At 39.5% G+C, this 17,431-nt stretch carries 24 protein-coding genes; 14 read left to right on the top strand and 10 right to left on the bottom strand.

The annotated features are described in order from the left end of the window. Window positions 1-323: 323 nt before the first annotated feature. From N773_RS0118010 to N773_RS0117965, 10 genes are all read left to right on the top strand, one after another. Entirely contained in the window at window positions 324-2,513 is a 2,190-nt protein-coding gene (locus N773_RS0118010) for a DNA gyrase/topoisomerase IV subunit A (protein WP_024859041.1), read from the top strand. 161 nt (window positions 2,514-2,674) lie between these two features. Next, entirely contained in the window at window positions 2,675-2,833 is a 159-nt protein-coding gene (locus N773_RS22735) for a hypothetical protein (RefSeq protein WP_196231687.1), read from the top strand. A gap of 517 nt (window positions 2,834-3,350) precedes the next feature. Then, window positions 3,351-4,463, top strand: coding sequence for a MerR family transcriptional regulator (locus tag N773_RS21565; RefSeq protein ID WP_024859040.1), 1,113 nt, complete (start codon window positions 3,351-3,353; stop codon window positions 4,461-4,463). A 112-nt stretch (window positions 4,464-4,575) separates the two neighbouring features. Further along, window positions 4,576-6,132 carry an RNA polymerase sigma factor gene (locus N773_RS0117995; RefSeq protein ID WP_024859039.1) on the top strand — a complete coding sequence of 519 codons (1,557 nt, stop codon included), beginning with the start codon at window positions 4,576-4,578 and terminating at the stop codon, window positions 6,130-6,132. Window positions 6,133-6,314: 182 nt separating this feature from the next. Beyond that, window positions 6,315-6,878, top strand: coding sequence for a hypothetical protein (locus N773_RS0117990; RefSeq protein ID WP_024859038.1), 564 nt, complete (start codon window positions 6,315-6,317; stop codon window positions 6,876-6,878). Window positions 6,879-6,899: 21 nt separating this feature from the next. Then, on the top strand, window positions 6,900-7,100 hold the full coding sequence (locus N773_RS0117985; protein ID WP_024859037.1) for a hypothetical protein: 201 nt from the start codon (window positions 6,900-6,902) through the stop codon (window positions 7,098-7,100). A 3-nt stretch (window positions 7,101-7,103) separates the two neighbouring features. Then, window positions 7,104-7,439 carry a hypothetical protein gene (locus N773_RS0117980; protein ID WP_024859036.1) on the top strand — a complete coding sequence of 112 codons (336 nt, stop codon included), beginning with the start codon at window positions 7,104-7,106 and terminating at the stop codon, window positions 7,437-7,439. A 2-nt stretch (window positions 7,440-7,441) separates the two neighbouring features. Further along, window positions 7,442-7,888 carry a hypothetical protein gene (locus tag N773_RS0117975; protein ID WP_024859035.1) on the top strand — a complete coding sequence of 149 codons (447 nt, stop codon included), beginning with the start codon at window positions 7,442-7,444 and terminating at the stop codon, window positions 7,886-7,888. Window positions 7,889-7,905: 17 nt separating this feature from the next. Then, the gene (locus N773_RS0117970; RefSeq protein ID WP_024859034.1) at window positions 7,906-8,226 is read left to right on the top strand and encodes a hypothetical protein; all 321 of its coding nucleotides are present in this window, start codon (window positions 7,906-7,908) and stop codon (window positions 8,224-8,226) included. Window positions 8,227-8,247: 21 nt separating this feature from the next. Continuing rightward, window positions 8,248-8,757 (top strand): hypothetical protein, encoded by a 510-nt coding sequence (locus tag N773_RS0117965; protein ID WP_024859033.1) that lies wholly within the window; start codon window positions 8,248-8,250, stop codon window positions 8,755-8,757. Window positions 8,758-8,893: 136 nt separating this feature from the next. On the opposite strand, the gene N773_RS0117960 is transcribed toward N773_RS0117965, so the two are convergent. Beyond that, the gene (locus N773_RS0117960) at window positions 8,894-9,133 is read right to left on the bottom strand and encodes a DUF7336 domain-containing protein (protein ID WP_024859032.1); all 240 of its coding nucleotides are present in this window, start codon (window positions 9,131-9,133) and stop codon (window positions 8,894-8,896) included. Between the two features lie 245 nt (window positions 9,134-9,378). On the opposite strand from N773_RS0117960, the gene N773_RS0117955 reads away from it, so the two are divergent. Then, window positions 9,379-9,747 carry a hypothetical protein gene (locus N773_RS0117955; RefSeq protein ID WP_024859031.1) on the top strand — a complete coding sequence of 123 codons (369 nt, stop codon included), beginning with the start codon at window positions 9,379-9,381 and terminating at the stop codon, window positions 9,745-9,747. 251 nt (window positions 9,748-9,998) lie between these two features. Beyond that, window positions 9,999-10,553 carry an Ig domain-containing protein gene (locus N773_RS20660; protein WP_024859030.1) on the top strand — a complete coding sequence of 185 codons (555 nt, stop codon included), beginning with the start codon at window positions 9,999-10,001 and terminating at the stop codon, window positions 10,551-10,553. 252 nt (window positions 10,554-10,805) lie between these two features. On the opposite strand, the gene N773_RS0117945 is transcribed toward N773_RS20660, so the two are convergent. The 8 genes from N773_RS0117945 to N773_RS0117910 form a co-directional block, all read right to left on the bottom strand. Continuing rightward, window positions 10,806-11,306: a signal peptidase II gene (locus N773_RS0117945; RefSeq protein ID WP_024859029.1), complete on the bottom strand. Its 501-nt coding sequence runs from the start codon at window positions 11,304-11,306 to the stop codon at window positions 10,806-10,808. Further along, window positions 11,293-11,502, bottom strand: a complete 210-nt coding sequence (locus N773_RS0117940; protein ID WP_024859028.1) for a hypothetical protein — start codon at window positions 11,500-11,502, stop codon at window positions 11,293-11,295. The genes N773_RS0117945 and N773_RS0117940 overlap by 14 nt, the downstream gene beginning before the upstream one ends. Window positions 11,503-11,527: 25 nt before the next feature. Then, a complete protein-coding gene (locus N773_RS0117935; protein ID WP_024859027.1) occupies window positions 11,528-11,725 on the bottom strand; it encodes a hypothetical protein in 198 nt (65 codons plus the stop codon). Next, entirely contained in the window at window positions 11,718-12,410 is a 693-nt protein-coding gene (locus tag N773_RS0117930; protein ID WP_024859026.1) for a hypothetical protein, read from the bottom strand. Before N773_RS0117930 ends, N773_RS0117935 begins: the two co-directional genes overlap by 8 nt. A gap of 15 nt (window positions 12,411-12,425) precedes the next feature. After that, entirely contained in the window at window positions 12,426-13,118 is a 693-nt protein-coding gene (locus tag N773_RS0117925; protein WP_024859025.1) for a hypothetical protein, read from the bottom strand. Next, the gene (locus N773_RS0117920; protein WP_024859024.1) at window positions 13,108-13,995 is read right to left on the bottom strand and encodes an ATP-binding cassette domain-containing protein; all 888 of its coding nucleotides are present in this window, start codon (window positions 13,993-13,995) and stop codon (window positions 13,108-13,110) included. Before N773_RS0117920 ends, N773_RS0117925 begins: the two co-directional genes overlap by 11 nt. Next, window positions 13,992-14,258: a hypothetical protein gene (locus tag N773_RS0117915; protein ID WP_196231686.1), complete on the bottom strand. Its 267-nt coding sequence runs from the start codon at window positions 14,256-14,258 to the stop codon at window positions 13,992-13,994. Before N773_RS0117915 ends, N773_RS0117920 begins: the two co-directional genes overlap by 4 nt. A gap of 94 nt (window positions 14,259-14,352) precedes the next feature. Next, window positions 14,353-14,730: a GntR family transcriptional regulator gene (locus tag N773_RS0117910; protein ID WP_024859022.1), complete on the bottom strand. Its 378-nt coding sequence runs from the start codon at window positions 14,728-14,730 to the stop codon at window positions 14,353-14,355. 260 nt (window positions 14,731-14,990) lie between these two features. On the opposite strand from N773_RS0117910, the gene N773_RS0117905 reads away from it, so the two are divergent. Next, window positions 14,991-16,457, top strand: coding sequence for an IS1182 family transposase (locus N773_RS0117905; RefSeq protein ID WP_024859021.1), 1,467 nt, complete (start codon window positions 14,991-14,993; stop codon window positions 16,455-16,457). 101 nt (window positions 16,458-16,558) lie between these two features. Here N773_RS0117905 and N773_RS0117900 read toward each other — a convergent pair whose 3' ends face one another. Continuing rightward, the gene (locus N773_RS0117900; RefSeq protein ID WP_024859020.1) at window positions 16,559-16,789 is read right to left on the bottom strand and encodes a DUF6809 family protein; all 231 of its coding nucleotides are present in this window, start codon (window positions 16,787-16,789) and stop codon (window positions 16,559-16,561) included. 132 nt (window positions 16,790-16,921) lie between these two features. Between N773_RS0117900 and N773_RS0117895 the strand changes: the two genes are divergently transcribed. Beyond that, window positions 16,922-17,371, top strand: coding sequence for a dockerin type I domain-containing protein (locus N773_RS0117895; RefSeq protein ID WP_242840453.1), 450 nt, complete (start codon window positions 16,922-16,924; stop codon window positions 17,369-17,371). The last annotated feature ends 60 nt before the right edge of the window (window positions 17,372-17,431 follow it).

Here is a 17,431-nt window from a genome sequence, read left to right as displayed (position 1 = left end):
AGATCAGATCTTGATATGTGGATTTTTAACTATATATCAAAATCTGATTTTTTATCCTCTTTAGGCAAGAAGATTAAAAAAGCAAAACCGATAGCAGAATATTGACAAAAATTATTTTTTTGTGTATAATATTTGCGATGGTACTTGAACTGCTTTGTGTCACGCGTGACACAAAGTATTTGCAATGAGACGTTAAAATTAAAAGGGGAGTCCTAAAGACTCTCTTTTTTACTATATATAATTTTTTTTCTATGATAAAATCTGCTATAATACTATACAGATACAATATTTTCTATACATAAATATTTTTAAGGAGAATAATAATGCCGAGAAAAAAAGCGGAAACTGCTGTTATTGACAGGACCGGTTATGATGAGCACATGAGAGACATAGTTGTATCAGAAGTTCTGACAGAAAACTATATGCCTTATGCCATGAGTGTTATAAAATCGAGAGCGCTGCCGGAGATAGACGGATTTAAGCCTGCACACAGAAAACTTCTGTATACAATGTATCAGATGAAGCTTTTTGATAAAAAGACTAAATGTGCCAATATCGTTGGTCAGACCATGCAGTATAACCCACACGGAGACTCCAGTATCTACGAAACACTCGTAAGATTGACCGAAGATAATGAATCCTTGCTTACTCCTCTTATTTCTTCTAAAGGCAATTTCGGTAAGCACTATTCAAGAGATATGGCTTATGCTGCATACAGATACACAGAGGCAGGATTTACAAAGATAGCAGCAGAGTTATTTGAGGGTATAAACAAAAACGCCGTAGACATGGCAGATAACTTCGATGCTACAAAGAAAGAACCTGTGCTTCTGCCAACAAGCTTTCCTAATATACTCGCTATGCCTACTCTGGGAATAGCTGTCGGCATGGCTTCCAATATTGCATCCTTCAACCTTAAAGAACTGTGCGAAGCTACTATCGAGTATATAAAGGATCCTAAAACAGATATTCTGGATATTATGCCCGGCCCTGATTTTTCTACCGGGGGAGACATCCTGTTTGATCGAGATGAAATGGACAAGATCTACAGAACAGGGAAGGGGAGTATCGTTGTAAGGAGCAAATATACAGTCGATAAGAAAAACAGAAGAATTGAGATAAGAGAGATCCCATATAGTACGACTACCGAAGCTATCATCGAAAATGTTATCAGCCTGTGCAAAAGCAAAAAAATAATGGAAATCGATGATATAAGAGACGATACGGATAAAAACGGTCTTCTTATCACTATCGAGTATAAGAGATCAGCTGACCCTGACGAGATCATGAATAAGCTTTACAGTCTGACTCCGCTTCAGGACACCTTCAGCTGCAACTTCACAATGCTTATAAACAATAATCCTGTTGTTCTTGGAGTATACGGTATACTCGATGAATGGATAAAGTTCCGTACTGAATGCATCAAGAGAGAGCTTACATATGATCTTGAAATATTCAGAAAGAAACTCCATCTTATGGAAGGCCTACAGAAGATCCTTTTAAATATCGATAAGGCAATCAAGATCATACGCGGTACAAAACTGGATAAGGATGTTATCCCTAACTTGATGAAAGGCTTTGATATAGACAAGACTCAGGCTGAATACATCACAGAAATAAGACTCAGAAACATAAACGAGGAATGGATCCTCGACAGAACAAAGGAAATCGAGAAGATAAAAGAAGATATAAAGAGAAATGAAACGATAATAAGCAGTGATAAAGCCCTGAAAAAGCAAATAATCAAGAAACTGAAGGAAATAGCAAATAAAGAGGATTATATCAAACCCAGAAAAACAACTATCAATACGGAAGTTAAGGTTGAAAAAGTAACCGTAACTGAAGAAGTGAAAAATTATGATGTAAAGATCATAATTAGTGAACACGGATACGTCAAGAAAGTTCCCACAAGTACGTATAAGGAAGATACAGAGTATAAGCTGAAGGACGATGATCGTATCCTAAAGGTCATAGACGCTCAGAACATCGGAGAAGTACTTACCTTTACTGATAAAGGCGTAGTCTATAAAACAAAGATCAGCGATATAGAAGTTTGCAAAGCGGGAGAATTTGGAACATTTATCCGTTCTGCAGCCGAAATACCCGACGATGAAAAAACTGTCTTTATAACAGCTACAGGAGATTTCTCGGGTAACATGATAGTTGTTTTCGAGAATGGTAAAGTTGCGAAGTTCCCGTTAAACGTTTATGAGACAAAACAGAACAGAAAAAAACTGATAAATGCCTTTTATACGAACGTAAAGCCCGTCGCATTCTATCATGTTCTTGAAGACGTCAATATAAAGATGAAGAGCGATGGCGGAAAGCTGCTGATCTTTAATTCAGAAATGATAAATCTAAAGAATTCAAAGACAACACAAGGAACTCAGGTAATGAAGCTTCCAAAGGAAACAAAGATCCTAAAGTCTAGGATCATTGAGGAACTTGATAAAAAAAGCAGTAAAATAGTAGTGAAAAGCATCCCTGCAAGTGGTTTTTCAAGAAAGAAATAAAGAATAACTTTAATTGGAGAAGATAAAAAGCCTGCAATATCAACCGAATTCATTGGGGATTATATTCTTGTAACAACAGATAAAGGTGAAAAAATACTTGTGAATGGATTAATGGTATTAATCTACGAAGACAAATATTATTATGAAGAGGAGGATAAAAAATGACCAGTAAGCAATTTGATGAGATCATAAAGGAAAATAAAGAGCTGATAGAAAAGGCTTTCTCGGACAAATATACTCCCGTTGAAGAGATAATCGAACAGAAAGAAAAGTACGCGGTTGTTGTGAAGGGGAGAGATAAGACAGGTTCCGAAGCGTAATATAATTATCTGATAAAACGACAAAGCTCTCTCGTCACTAATAGGATGGGAGAGCTATTTGTGTCACGCGTGACACAGTCGAATATAAGGTATGCAAATGTATCATTATGTGTGGACTGCAAATATAGTAAAGATAGAAATTAAGGGCTTTTCAGCTTGACATACTAGAATATATTAGGGTATAATATGAAAAAATGATCATTAGACATTTCTCAAATTATAAACTGGTTATCCCTTTCCCTCACCAACTAAAGGCACTGTTTTTCAAATGCCAAAGAGAGACAGAGCGAAAGAGGGAAACCCTCCGGGGGTCAAGGGGCTCCGCCCCTTGAAATCCCAAAATTCTCTGCTCACGAAATTGCCTATAATACGCGGTAAAAATTCATGGTGAGCAAAAGGGATAACCATAAAAGTTTATGCAGATTTTTTTGAGAAATCCATTGACTCTAAACCTAACATCAGGTTTATAATATGTACATAAGGTACCTTACAAAGAAAGAACAAGGAGCGAAAGATCATGAAGATAGGTGATTTTGCAAGGGCTTGCGGGACGAAGATATCTGTGCTTCGGCATTATGACAAAATAGGGCTTCTCAAGCCCGTTTACATCGACCGCTTTACCGAATACCGCTATTATGACAGATCGCAGGTAGTCATATTTGAACGTATTTCTGAGCTGAAAGCGGTGGGCTTTTCGCTATCTGAAATAAGGGATATGCTGTATTACGATGAAAACATCGACCGGTTATTTGCAGATAAAAAAGCTGTACTCGAAAAGCAGCTTCGTGATCTTGAAAGCCTCAAAAACAAGATAAACGGAGGTATTATTATGGAACAGAAATTTACAGCCCTGACAGAAAACACAGACCTGCCTTTTATAAATGACGAGCAGGTCATCGGCAGGTGGCTCGTTCTGGGCGAGCACGGTGACGGAGAGAATTACCCGACTTTATTGCTCGGTGACGGGAGCAGACACCTCTACTTTCTGCCAAATGGCGAATTCTACTGGTGCTTTGGCTGGACAAAGGGAAAGCTTATCTATGATGACGGAGTAAGTCGCTATGTCAATGACTACCGCCTTGAGCAGCGCGGCGACGATATGTATATGATAGTTGATTTCAAATCGCAGGACTACCCCGAAACAGGCGAGACCACGGCGATAGCTTTAAGAAAGCTCGACAGCGTTCAATACACAAGAGATATGATAGCAAGAAAGGACGACATAAACAAGCCCTTTATCCCCGATGAGAGGGTTATCGGCAAGTGGAAAGCGATGTGCTATTTCGACCCGACAGATCTTGCCAAGGAGGATTTCATACCTTATGAAAATCCGCCCAAGGGTGCGTGGAACTATATGATCGACTTTTACTTTAAGGAGATAGAATTCAGCAAGGGCGGTCATATAACTGCGGTCTATGGTGACGAGGTCATAAGCGGTGATGACAAGAGTGTATGGACAAGGGGCTTCTGGCTTCGCAAGTGGAACAGCAATGCCTGCGCATATGAGATAAGATCCTTTGGTGGAAAAGAATATCTCATAATAGAGTGGAAAAGCGGTGACTACCGTTTCGGCGGAAGAGAAAGCAGTTACTATGTTATGGTGAGGGAAAGGGATAACCATAAATTATAATAAAAAAGAAGCCATTAATGTATGAAAAAAATTTTTTTCCATACTAACCAACTGCCGATTTCTGCATTATACATATAGAAGCTTCTAAGAAACACACGAAAGAGGTAAAGTTATGACCCATGACGAATATAGCGAACAGATAGCTCAGATGTCGAAGTCAATGTTTCGCTACTGTCTATCACGCACTAATAGCTATAGCGATGCGGAGGATTTGGCGCAGGAAATATTGCTTATAAGCAGTAAGGGAGAGAATAGTTTTCCGAACGAAAAAGCGTTCTATGCATTTGTGTGGCGTACTGCGGAAAATATCCTTCGCCAATGGTACCGCGATAAAAACAGACGCGACACTACCGAACTTGATGATACTATCTCCGATGGTAGCTGGGAGGCACTTGAAGAACAAGCAGCTGAGAATGAACAGCTACGCCTTATCACTCGTGAGTTGTCGCACTTGAACTCTAATTATCGTCATGTTATTGTCTCACACTATGTTGATGGACTTTCAGTAAAGGACATTTCAGAACGGTTCTCGCTTTCCCAGAGCATGGTGAAATATCTCCTCTTTCAGTCTAGAAAACGAATACGAGAGGGCATAAATATGGAAAGAAATTACGGTAAACTAAGCTATCAGCCGATAAAACTAAGTCTCTTTTTCTGGGGCGAAAAGAACAATTACTACGGCAAATTCGAAACCAAACTGTGTCAGAATATACTTATGGCATGCTATTATGACAGGCTGAATGAGGAACAGATAAGCTTGCAGCTGGGCGTGCCGACAGCGTACCTTGAGGACGATATCAAGGAGCTTGTCAAATACGGATTGCTTAACGAAAAGAGCGGTCTGTATCAGACCAATGTGCCTATCATTACGCACGAGGTATTTGATGATCTTGCCCGCAAAAACGAGCAGATTCTTAGGGATATGACAGAGGACATAAGAAAAAAAGTGGATGCTATTCTTGATAAGGTGAGGGAAATCGGCTTCTATGGCAGCGATATGCCAAAAAACTCTCTCAAATGGATGCTGGTCTCACTGATACTCAGAATGTCATATTGGAGTATGTTGCATGTGGAAAGTGATCTTGAACTCGATTATCCCACCGACATTTTTGGAGAAAAGTGTTTCCGATTTTTCATCGAGGATGACCCATGCGGTAGCTTCGAGACTGGCATAAGTGCATACAATGACAGGGAGGACGATTGTGCGATAGCATTCTGGGACGTGGAGATAAACGGAATGGCTTTGCACTCCGAAATCAGCGAAACTCGAGTGAAAATGTTAATGATGCTTATGGAGCGGCAACCTCAGACCGAGAGTGAAAAGCTCGTTTGCGCAGAGTTAGTCGAGCTTGGCTTCGCTATCAAGGAAGGAGACGAGATAAAACCGAATCTCCCCTGTATAAAGGAGGATGAATGGGATAAACTTATAGGTCTGTTATCAAATCTTCCTGAGGAGATAGTTGACTGTGCTTTGGACAGGACAGATATCATCAGAAAAGTGCTCCGAGAACACACGCCTGCGCATCTGATTAAATATACCGATAAGATGGCGGTACTCTTGTACTACAAAGAGGTTAAGCATATAATGCGTAGCCTTTGCGAAATCGGCTGGCTGCTGCCTATTAAGGACGGTATGATTGGGACAACGGTAATGATTTTAGAAGGATGATATGAGAATGGCAAGTGTGTCACGCGTGACACACTCAAAAAAGTATAAGCTAAAATAGAGGTCTCTGTGTTGAACAGAGGCTTCTTTTATTGATTGCAATTTTTCCATATAATATATTTGAGATTTTTACCGATAACATGGAGTTATATAAGATCTGAATATTAATAACGGAGGATAAAAACATGTCATCTATCACAAATGAACTTCTCGAAAAGGAAATAATTCGTTTGAGAGAAGAAAATGAAAAACTTAAGAATCAACGGGACTTTGTCTGCAAGAACAGAGAAATAATCCAAAAATCTTATGTAGCACTTGAAGATAAGTATAATGATGCTGTGGCTAACGCTACTGAGATCAATATGGGACTTCTTCATGTCAATTCAAACAATGATAGCGACCCCGGAATTTTAGTTACCTATGATTCAATAAACGGTACAGAAATAGAACGACAGGCTGCAGTACTTGTTGAGTATAATAAAGAAAGCGGTAGAATACAGGTATTCACTTATGATAGGTATTCGGATGACCCTATAAATACTTACGATATAGATACAAATTTAAAAGAAACGGCAGCTGAATGCAGACGCAGGATAACAGAATGCGAAGCCGTTCTCAATGAGGCTTATAGGGAAGAACATCCGGAAGAAGTTATAACTGTAATGGAAGAAGCTGAAATCAAAGACGAGATAGAACAATGCAATGAATACTGTAAGAGATTTACAAAGCTTACAGGAGAAGAAACTTAAATAATCAAAAGGAGTACTAATATGAAAATCAATAACGAAAAATTAAAGAAAGCACTATTCAACAGCGGAACATTAGCGGTGGAAGACTTCTGTGGTATGGATCTGTCAGGCTATGATAAAGAATCTATTGATAAAATTATGGATGAGGTGATAGATCAAATGCCTGATGATACACTTGAAGAGTATTACAAAATCTACGTGATCGATGCTGAAAAGGAGTAATATATGGATACATTTCAAAAAAATTGTCCTGTTTGTGGAAGCAAAGAGTATGGATACGAATCTTATTCTGAATTTGGATGGGGCAGTGTGGAGCAGCATGGCTACTGCGATAAATGCGGCTATACAATAGAACAGGCTTATTCACCTGTCTACGAATTTTTCAGTGACCTTCGCAAAGGATTCAAGGATAGATATGGAATCTACCACACAAAGGACGTAAAACGCCATAAACGCAATCGCAGAAAACACTGGAATAAAGCAAAAAATATTATTGCCGGCTCAGAAGATATGCTTAAAATAAGTTATTATGAGTATCCGGGAATGAAGAAAGGAAGATAAAAATGATCTATGCTTTTGAATATAATGTTTCAGGAATAGGGAATCATCCATTTTCAGGACATCATATCTCCAGATTAACTGCAGATAACGATGAAGATGCGATAGAAAGAATAAAAAGTCTGAGAAACGAGATCATGAAGGAATTCAGCGATTTTCCTATTGAATTTAGTATAACTTTTGTTTATAAGGAACTTGAAGCAGACAAATCCCAAAAACTTATAAATACGGATTTGAAAGAAATAAAAGAAACAAAATCATCCAACAATATTTCTTGTGATCTTGCGAAAATTATCGACTATGTTGCCGATAATGAAAAGGATGAAGAATCTACTATACTTAAGCTTATAGAGATGGGATTCACAGGAGAATCGCTTGTGGATCATTTCGGCTTCAATATAATGACCGTAAGCGAAGTTGTTGATGAACTGTATAAAAAAGATCATGAATGATAAAAGGAAGATGAAATATGGCGCTTAATGAAGTAATAAACGAAAATTGGGCTTTCTATGTAAACTGGATGAGATGCGGAATGAGAGAAGCTGATGATGCTCTGAACGAAAGTAATCGCAGACTTATAAAGGCTTATCAAAAAGAGCATCCAAATGCTAAAGGTTATAAGTTGTGGAAAGGGATCATAGATATTCCCGAATTGGTCTATAATTTTGGAATAGACTTGATCTTCGATGGAACCCCTGAAATAATAAACGAATTAAATAATGAAAACGATGAGTTCAAAAAGCTCAAAATATTTGAAAAGTATGGAGCCATAGGACTCGTTTGGAGCTAAATAATTACGGAGGAACACATTATGAAATATATTTACGTTGAAGTCTGGGAAAGAGAGATAGAAAAGCCTGTAGTATATAATACTTATGCTGAAGCGAACTGTCAGATGAGAAAAGATTTTCTGGCAGCAATAAGAGATCGAGCAGAGGATATTCTTTTAGAAAATAAAATTGATCTTACTGAAACGTCTGCTTATGGAGAATTTGAGGATTGTGAGATCACACCATATTCTGCCTGGGCAAACGACTGTGCAAACCATGATAATTGGGATGCTATGATTTTCCCTTACGAGGAAAAGAAACAAGAAGATAAGGTATCTCCTCAAATTGCAGGATATATCGTGTTTTACTATAAAAATCACAAGCCTGAATATGTTGAGATGGCTTCTTATAGGGGACTGGATTATTCTCTTACAGCAGATAAAGCTAAAGCAACTGTATTCGAAAATATAAAAGAGGCTGAAGAAGTTCTCGAATATCTCAATAATACATCAAAAAAATGTTTCACTATCGACCCCGTTAAAATATCTTGATCATATACTCCCTCGAATTAAAACAGATACCCATATAGAAGTATTGCCCCGAAGCACTTCAAAGTGCTTCGGGGCATTGTATTTTATTCAACTGCTAAGATAAACCCAGAATTTATCATAATTCCAGTTGAGTTGATTATTCAGTCCATCGAACAGTAGAGAACCCCTCCGTCCAATTTGTTGGTTTATCCACCTCGTATTCTTCTATCATAAAACAATCTAAAGAATAATCTCTGAATCCATCCAGATTTTTGAACTTTTGAATGGTGTCATTAGCTATTTTGGAAGATGAAAATACACCAATTAGCTTTTCTTCATCGTGTGTACCAAAATCATCAGTTAACTCGTGTATATGCCATAGCAAAAATACTTTCATATATTAACTCCATATAAATCCCGAATTATGTTAGTTACCATTATAGCACGTCATCTATGCACTGTCAATAGAAACGCCATAGCACTTCTGACTTTGCATCAGAAATACCATGACTTAAAACTTCTATATCAGCGCTGCCCTTATTATCGGGGGAGTTTTATTATACTTAAAATTCAGATATAATAACCATGAGTGTATTTTACTGATGATTTGGAGCTCAAAAACATGAAACGGAGGTATATCAAATGGATAAATTTCTAAGCAGCAATTATATAAGCAAAAAATACGGTATTGAAGCAGGAAGTACAGTATATGTAGTTCGTGAACATCTGTATTATATTCCTGGTGATCCTATTCCCCGACAGGAATTTTGCATTTACGAAGCGCAGATAGAGTATTTCAGAAAAGGCGGATACACTGATTTCAAAACGAAAATAAAAAAGCCTGCCTTGCAGAACAACATAGATTTTTTCAAACTGACCGATCTCGATAACAATTTTGTTTTTTCTGATAAAAGAAGTGCTGCACTTTTTGCAAAAGATCTTACAGATAAATTTGAGGCGAGAAGTTATAGGAAAAATTGCCCGATGATGAGAAGGACATGGGCTGTTTGATGTGCAGCTCTTTTTTTGTGGGGGAGGGGAGTGGTAGTCGCTGTCATATAATCCATTAAGCTATAAATGTTTGGTAATAATGAACTTAATATAAAAATGAAATAAAGTCAAAACTAATATATTTTGAAAAAATATGAACTCTTTAATATTTTTAATTGACAAATCTAACAATTCGATTTATAATATTGATACCGGCAATTATTGAATATAACGTCGGGATACACAAAACATATTTTTAGGAGGTTTTTATCATGAAAAACACAAGCAAAAAAAACAAGCTGATCTCACTTGTAACAGCACTTGTTACAGCATTCGCACTTGTGGCATTTGTACTGCCGAATCACTCACTGAAAGCTAGTGCTTATGGTGGTGCATGGTTATACGCAAAGGGACATGTCCAGGATATTGGTTGGCAAAATTATGTAGGTGAGGGTGGTATTTGTGGAACTGTAGGACAAAGCCTGAGACTTGAGAGTATATATATATACCTTAGTGCAGATGAAAACAAATATAGAGATAGTTTAGTAAAGATAAGAACTCATCAGGCTAACTTTGGCTGGACAGGATACAGTTCTGCTCCTGTCAATAACTGGATTAGCTCAGGTACAACTGGTAAAAGCAGAGCTATAGAAGCAGTTCAGATCCAGCTTACAGGAAGTCTGGCAAAAGATTACATAGTAGAGTACCGTGCTCATGTACAGAATATCGGCTGGATGAACTGGGTAAGAGACAACGCTGTAGCAGGAACAACAGGTCAGGGTCTGCGTATGGAAGCAATAGAGTTCAGATTAGTTCCAAGAAGATAATCACTGAGAAGAAATGATAATGTAAAAGAAGTCTGTGGGCAAAGTTTCCACAGACTTCTTTTTTATTCTAAGGATGCCAGAAGGAAGGGTAAATGCAGTAGGTGAATCACGTGTGTCACGCGTGACACAAAATCACTTATAAACTACAAAAAGATTTCAGTGTATTATATTTGCCTAAAAACAAATCATTGTTTATGGTAAAAGATGATAAGGCTGCGTCCATTCTTTTCCATAAGTATAACCTCCTATAAATCAAGATCGGTCTGCTTTGTTTTGTCTTTTTGCCTTGCTGTCCTCAATGCCTTGCCTTATAATAAATAATATGATCAGTACAGCTCCTGCTAAAAGGTAAATGTCCTTCAGATCACTTATCTGCCTGAAAAACAGAATATAATCAAGACTGCCGCCCCAACAGATCTTATCTATGAGTGAACAGACTATACCTGATGTGAACAGGATCATGGCTGGGTCAACAAGTCTTTTATCACTATAATTTCTTTTCAGATATACATAGAAGGTTATCATCAATACCATAGCTATGATATTTATTACATTAAGCACTCCAAGCCCCAAATCAAGTCCGAGTTCGTTATTGAATATAGAAAGCTGCTGTGTATTCATCTTTGTGTGAAACCCGAAAATATGCTCTATTTCAAGTCTTGAGGTCATAAACCGGTGATCTATCACTATCTTGATAAGCTGGTCAATGATACACAGACCGATGATCGTAATCACACGTTTAAGTATCTTCACGATGATGCTCCTTTTTTCCGCCTTTGAAGGCGTTTTTGATATTCACTATCCCCGACACAAGACAGCCGATGCAGAATAATACAGTGACGGGCTTCGGCACGGGAATATCCATTATACCTGCCACAAGAAACCATATCCCGCATATTACCGTGCATACACCGCAGATCAGAACCAGTATCTTTACTGCCGTTTTCATATCGCACCTCCGTTTTGGTGTGTCCTCATTTACTGTCTCCTTCCATACTTTTCACATAAGCATACATAAATGCCGGAATGGTCAGCAGGTCAAGCACCATCAGAATGATAATTACAGCATCAGGAAGCTCTATATCCATGATATTGGTAATGGAGAACACAGCTACCGAGATATAGAGAACACACTGAGCAGCTAAATTTATATACTTTGCCTTCTTATTCATTAGCTTGCACCTCCAGCGCCGCCAGCAATGCTTTTTTAGGAGCTGCGAACTTGTCGCCTTTTTTCCACCAGATGTTTTCAAGCACAAGAGTAACAGCGATAGCAAGAATATAACCGCATACGGTAAATATGACTGCGGTCATCAGATGATGTCCGAGAAGTTTTTGCGTGAATGATGCAAGTCTGATCGAAAATGGGAAAGAGACAAAAAGCATATACGCAATGAACTGTATTGCTGCAACAAATGGTACACCTACTTTACCATAGCAGCCACCTATAATGATTATCAGCATACTGCTTATTGTGTTGAATATTAGCGTATCGGAAAGTCCCTCAACACCGAGATTGACGTAAGCTGAAACAGCAAGTAATGTGTCATATAACATATTCAGAACCGTGACCGCAGCCACCGGACCTATTGTAAACAGTTCTTTGGCGCAATTGCAGGAACTGTAAAATTTGTTCTGCATCAGCTTTGCACTTGCAATGATCACCATATAAACTGTTCCGATATTACCCATTTGGATCGCTCCGAGCATGGATAAATATTCATCACTTCCGACAGGATCGGGATCTATGATAAAAGCCAACGACATTCCGATCATCATAAACAGCCCAAATCCGATCGTGAACGGATGTGCTGCCGCTTGGGTATATAGCTTTATACCGCTTGCAACTTTATTCATAGCTGAACATCTCCTTTATTTATTCCATTTATTCTTTTTATAGTCGTTTAGCATCACCTTTTGCGATATCACGATGAATGGTACTGCTATCACTGCAACTGCAAGAGCAAAATAGATCTTTCCGTCCAGAATGTTCGGAAGTATCACACCCAGCAATCCTGCCGCAAAAATGATGAATGGTGTTGAAAGTCCTCTGACGGCAGGGTTTTTGATCAGGTTCATGAAGTTTACCAGCCCGATCGAGATCAAAAGAAATGCTCCGATATAGATCACATCATTTGTTCCGAATGATAGCTTGAACAGCCCCAGACGGTCAATGATCGCACCGGCGCCCATAATTGATATAAGAGCGATCACACGAGCTATCAGCGAGGCATTTTTCATTTTTCTGTATGTATCAAACCCACCGTTTACCGTTCTGAAATATTTACCACCCGGAAATTGCTTATCATAGTGGATAAGCCCCGTTATCATCAGGACAATGCCTGCATCCATAGTTAAAAATGTGTTTATTAACGCAGTTCCGCTCAATTCCTTCAGGGCATCCGATACATTTCCCTCCGAGAGCAGCATGATAATAAAAAAGGTGAAAATGGTTGCAGAATACATCAATATCCCGCCAATACTGAGCTTCAAAGCAAACATTCCCATACTGTCTCCGGTATAGATCTTATGTGCCTGAGAGAGCGTAAGTGAATTACTTTTCATCTTCCTCCGCCTTTCTGAGTATGCCGACACTAAGCTGCTGTAATGTGGGCGTTTCGACAGCAGTGTCGTATGCTCGCAGCATTTCGGCATTTTCTGCAAGGGCGATTCCCTCAAAGCCCGTCCGTCCGCCTGAAAAAGAGATCATAAAAGGTCTTGCCTTGTCAGCGTTTTCCGCATCGCCGTGAACGAGTATGTATTTTTCTTTCAAGTCCTCAACAAAGCCCTGTTCGATGACCTTGCCGTTCGCCATGAAGATCGCATAGTCGGTGGCATACTCCATATCAGCGATATTGTGGGTGGAGAACAGCACTGAGCGTTCGCCGTCACGCTCACTCAGATACTCCCTGAACAGGTCGCATAACACATCACGGGCAAGCGGATCAAGCGATGATGCAGGCTCGTCAAGTACAAGCAGCTCTGTATCTCTTGCAAGCACCGCTGCAAGGAAGGTACGCATCTTGTTGCCGTCTGAGAGCTTCATGAGCTTCTTCTGCTTCTTTTCAGTCGGAACACCGAGCTTGAAGCGTTTGCAAAGCTCTGCAAATCGCTGTCTGTCAAAGTTATCAAAACCAAGTTCCATAGAATCAGCGATTTTTTTAAGCGTCCAATCCATCGGGAAGAAGTTAGCCGAAGAACAATAGCCGATACGGTTGCGGAGCTTGTCATCGTCAGTGTCGGTCATATCACCGAAATATACGGCTTTACCGCCTGTTTTGCCTGTAACACCGCAGAGAATATCGATTAGTGTGGTTTTTCCGGCACCGTTTGCACCGATGAGAGCCGTTGCAAATCCGCAGGGAACGACCGCCTGAACCCCACCGAGCGTAAAATCCTTGTATTTCTTGGTAATGCCGTTGATCTCAATTGCGTTATTCATTTCCAATTCTCCTTATTCCCCGAATAATGCCCGAACAGAGCTTTTCTTTCCTTTTTTTTACGAGGGTATTCCTGCACAACGGAAACATACTCAAGATTAATGGTCTTTATGCCGGACATTGTTTCAAGCTGTGCCCAATTATCCTCGACCTTTACGAGTGTTCTGTCTACCGAAGTGAACCCTGTGGAGATAATTACATCATTGCCGATATATGCCTTGATAAGCTCGTTCATATTGCTTAATCCTTTTCTTTTATTCATCATATGCTTGTGTAAGATCTGCCTCATTCGTCTCCTGCGCTGATAATACGAAGCGAAAAGAACAATAAACAGCAGATACCATATTGCCCAATTCATATCAGCACACCTCGTCAATGCTCCATAGCATTTCAAGCGTTTGTTCTACTTCTTCAAGTCCAACTCCTGCTATCCTTGCGGAGTATATCGCATCTGACAGGTGCTTTTCAAGCTGCCGCATATGCTGTTCTTTCAGCATCCGCTCGTCCTGGGCATTTACATAGTAGCCCTTGCCCTTTGAAGCAGTCACCAGTCCTTCCGAAGAAAGTTCCTCGTAAGCCTTCATCGTTGTGATAACACTGATCTTCAGATCCTGAGCCAAACCTCGGATCGATGGCAGCGGATCACCTGCTTTGAGTTTGCCAATCAGAATTTGCTCCCTGAGCTGGGCAGCTATCTGTTTGTAAATCGGTTCGGTTGAATTCTGATAGATTTTCAAATGATCCTCTCCTTTCGACTTTACTGTTTATGTGGTGTATATACAGTATATAACACATAAACAGTTTTGTCAAGCCTTTAACGATATAAATGTCAAGACTTGAATCATCATAGAATTGTTGTAAATGCACAAAACGAAAGAGCCTGACTTGAATCAGGCTCTCAGTCTGTCGCAAAAGTCGACCATTAAAATGAACTGCGGTTCAAAAAAGTGGTAGGCTTTTTTGCATAAATGTGGTATAATGAAATAGGGTGATAGAAATGCTCAAGAAAATACCGAAAGATATGAACCAGATGGAAATGATAAGCATAGAAGAACTTGTTCCAAAAGATCATCTTCTGAGGAAGATCAGCAAAGCAGTAGACTTCGATAAGATCTATGATTTTGTTGAGGACTTGTACTGTCTTGATAACGGCAGACCCGGAGTGGATCCTGTCGTACTGTTCAAGATGGTGCTGATACAGCATTTATACGGTATCCCCTCACTTCGCAAAACGGCGGAGGAGGTGAAGATGAATATAGCTTACCGCTGGTTCTGCGGATATCTTCTCAATGAGCAGACGCCTCATTTTTCAACGCTGAGCAGAAACTTCAAGCATCGATTCAATGAAGATGTGGCAGAAAAAATATTCTTCTGGATATTGTCCGAGATCAACGGAGCAGGTTATCTTTCGCCCGAAGCTGTATTTATTGACGGAACACATATCAAGGCAAATGCCAATATGAAAAAAGCTGTAAAGAAAGCAGTACCCGAAGCAGCAAAGGTTTACGAAGAACAGCTCATGAAAGAAATAAACGAAGACCGTGAAGAACACGGAAAGAAGCCGTTCAATGACAAGAATGACAAAACGGGCGGAAGTGGAACCAATAAGGACAAAACAGATGAAATGTCTGAAGATCCAACACAAAATGTTGAAAACATAAAAACAAAAGAAGTCACCGTTTCAACTACCGACCCCGAGTGCGGAGTGTTCCATAAGGGCGAACATAAAAAGTGCTTTGCATACGCTGCACAGACAGCCTGCGATAAACACGGCTACATTATGGATGTGACATTAAATCCCGGAAATGTACATGACAGCGTAGCATTTGACGGACTTTACGACAGACTGACAAATCGGTTTCAACAGATAAAATATGCAGTGATAGATGCAGGGTACAAAACTCCATGGATAGCAAAGAAAGTGATAGATGACGGCAGGATACCTGTACTGCCGTACAAACGGCCGATGGGTAAAAACGGCTTTTTCAGACCATATGAATATGTCATTGATGAATATTATGACTGTGTGATATGTCCGCAGAACCAAGTTTTAAATTATGCAACTACAAACCGAGAAGGATACAGAGAATACAAAAGCAAAGGATATATCTGCAAAAACTGTCCGAACAAAAGCAAATGCACAGAGAATGCTAAAAGTGAAAAGACAGTAACTAAGCATATCTGGCTCGGTTATCTGGAACAGGTCGAAGACATACGGCATACATACGGCATGAAAGAGCTTTATGACAAACGAAAAGAAACGATTGAAAGAGTGTTTGCAGATGCAAAAGAAAAGCACTCAATGCGATTCACATATTTCAGAGGTCTTTCCCAGGTGAGCAAATGGGTCAGGCTTAAATTTGCTGCCATGAATCTAAAAAAGTATGCAATACACCGCTGGAATAACGGTGTATATACACTATTTCATGTTATTATTGACAGATATTGGTTTTTGATAGCATGATTTAACCCCATATCCAGTGCGGATATGGGGTTTTGAGACAGACTGAGAGCCTGACTTGAATCAGGCTCTTTTTATATTATCATCTGTCTATTGGTTGTATGTTACTCCTGAACATCCCGCATCATCGCCGCACCGTCCTTGAAGCCTGCCTTATATGCAGCCCTCATTTCAGCGGCGGCGGTATTGCTCACGCAGTCAAGTATCTTGTGGAACACATCGATCTGCTCCTCACTCAGCGAATCTTCAAACGGTATGCAGAGCTTGTTAAACTCATCGGAGAACTCAGCGGAGTGGATCTCACCCTGTCTGTAATTATACATCGCATCAATCATTTGTATCTGTCCTTTCGGTTTTATTGTTGTAAAACCAACTGTCCAAACTTTACCAAATAATCGTTGCTAAGGTGTTGCTTACGGCACACCGCTGGCGAAAAATATGCGGTTGATAATGGGTTTGATTATGAATTGTTAGACAAAACCAATACGATTTCCGATTGTACAATCACGCTCAGCCACACATCATACACCTATGACGGAACAGAAAAGAAGCCTACTGTGACCGCAAATGATGGAACGAAGACGCTTGTAAACGGAACGGATTTTACTGTTTCTTATTCCAATAATAAAAATGTGGGTACTGCAGAAGTCATTGTAACTGGTATCGGAAAGTATTCAGGAACAACAAGTCTGACGTTTGAAATCGTTGCTAAGGTTGAATCAATGCTCGGTGATGTAAACGGCGACGGCAAGCTCAATGTCACCGACATCACAAAGGTAGCTGCACACATCAAAGGTAAGAAAATGCTTGATGATGCAGTACTTCAATATGCCGATGTAAACCACGACGGTAAAATCAATGTTTCTGACATTACAAAAATCGCAGCACACATAAAAGGGAAAAAATTACTTTTTTAGTCCTACCACAGACCTGTCATACCGGCAGGTCTGTTTTATTTCTCCCTATCATCCGTATCA

Source organism: Ruminococcus albus AD2013, assembly GCF_000526775.1.
GTDB lineage: Bacteria > Bacillota > Clostridia > Oscillospirales > Ruminococcaceae > Hominimerdicola > Hominimerdicola alba_A.
This window is presented reverse-complemented; position numbering and strand designations above follow the sequence as displayed.

What these genes read in the sequence shown, in the direction of transcription:
- N773_RS0118010 (WP_024859041.1), top strand. Translation starts at nt 324, where the DNA reads ATGCCGAGAAAAAAAGCGGAAACTGCTGTTATTGACAGGACCGGTTAT.
- N773_RS0117970 (WP_024859034.1), top strand. Translation starts at nt 7,906, where the DNA reads ATGGCGCTTAATGAAGTAATAAACGAAAATTGGGCTTTCTATGTAAAC.
- N773_RS0117955 (WP_024859031.1), top strand. Translation starts at nt 9,379, where the DNA reads ATGGATAAATTTCTAAGCAGCAATTATATAAGCAAAAAATACGGTATT.
- N773_RS0117990 (WP_024859038.1), top strand. Translation starts at nt 6,315, where the DNA reads ATGTCATCTATCACAAATGAACTTCTCGAAAAGGAAATAATTCGTTTG.
- N773_RS0117905 (WP_024859021.1), top strand. Translation starts at nt 14,991, where the DNA reads ATGCTCAAGAAAATACCGAAAGATATGAACCAGATGGAAATGATAAGC.
- N773_RS22735 (WP_196231687.1), top strand. Translation starts at nt 2,675, where the DNA reads ATGACCAGTAAGCAATTTGATGAGATCATAAAGGAAAATAAAGAGCTG.
- N773_RS0117965 (WP_024859033.1), top strand. Translation starts at nt 8,248, where the DNA reads ATGAAATATATTTACGTTGAAGTCTGGGAAAGAGAGATAGAAAAGCCT.
- N773_RS0117925 (WP_024859025.1), bottom strand. Translation starts at nt 13,118, where the DNA reads ATGAAAAGTAATTCACTTACGCTCTCTCAGGCACATAAGATCTATACC.
- N773_RS0117900 (WP_024859020.1), bottom strand. Translation starts at nt 16,789, where the DNA reads ATGATTGATGCGATGTATAATTACAGACAGGGTGAGATCCACTCCGCT.
- N773_RS0117960 (WP_024859032.1), bottom strand. Translation starts at nt 9,133, where the DNA reads ATGAAAGTATTTTTGCTATGGCATATACACGAGTTAACTGATGATTTT.
- N773_RS0117985 (WP_024859037.1), top strand. Translation starts at nt 6,900, where the DNA reads ATGAAAATCAATAACGAAAAATTAAAGAAAGCACTATTCAACAGCGGA.
- N773_RS20660 (WP_024859030.1), top strand. Translation starts at nt 9,999, where the DNA reads ATGAAAAACACAAGCAAAAAAAACAAGCTGATCTCACTTGTAACAGCA.
- N773_RS21565 (WP_024859040.1), top strand. Translation starts at nt 3,351, where the DNA reads ATGAAGATAGGTGATTTTGCAAGGGCTTGCGGGACGAAGATATCTGTG.
- N773_RS0117975 (WP_024859035.1), top strand. Translation starts at nt 7,442, where the DNA reads ATGATCTATGCTTTTGAATATAATGTTTCAGGAATAGGGAATCATCCA.
- N773_RS0117935 (WP_024859027.1), bottom strand. Translation starts at nt 11,725, where the DNA reads ATGAATAAGAAGGCAAAGTATATAAATTTAGCTGCTCAGTGTGTTCTC.
- N773_RS0117980 (WP_024859036.1), top strand. Translation starts at nt 7,104, where the DNA reads ATGGATACATTTCAAAAAAATTGTCCTGTTTGTGGAAGCAAAGAGTAT.
- N773_RS0117930 (WP_024859026.1), bottom strand. Translation starts at nt 12,410, where the DNA reads ATGAATAAAGTTGCAAGCGGTATAAAGCTATATACCCAAGCGGCAGCA.
- N773_RS0117995 (WP_024859039.1), top strand. Translation starts at nt 4,576, where the DNA reads ATGACCCATGACGAATATAGCGAACAGATAGCTCAGATGTCGAAGTCA.
- N773_RS0117940 (WP_024859028.1), bottom strand. Translation starts at nt 11,502, where the DNA reads ATGAAAACGGCAGTAAAGATACTGGTTCTGATCTGCGGTGTATGCACG.
- N773_RS0117920 (WP_024859024.1), bottom strand. Translation starts at nt 13,995, where the DNA reads ATGAATAACGCAATTGAGATCAACGGCATTACCAAGAAATACAAGGAT.
- N773_RS0117915 (WP_196231686.1), bottom strand. Translation starts at nt 14,258, where the DNA reads ATGATGAATAAAAGAAAAGGATTAAGCAATATGAACGAGCTTATCAAG.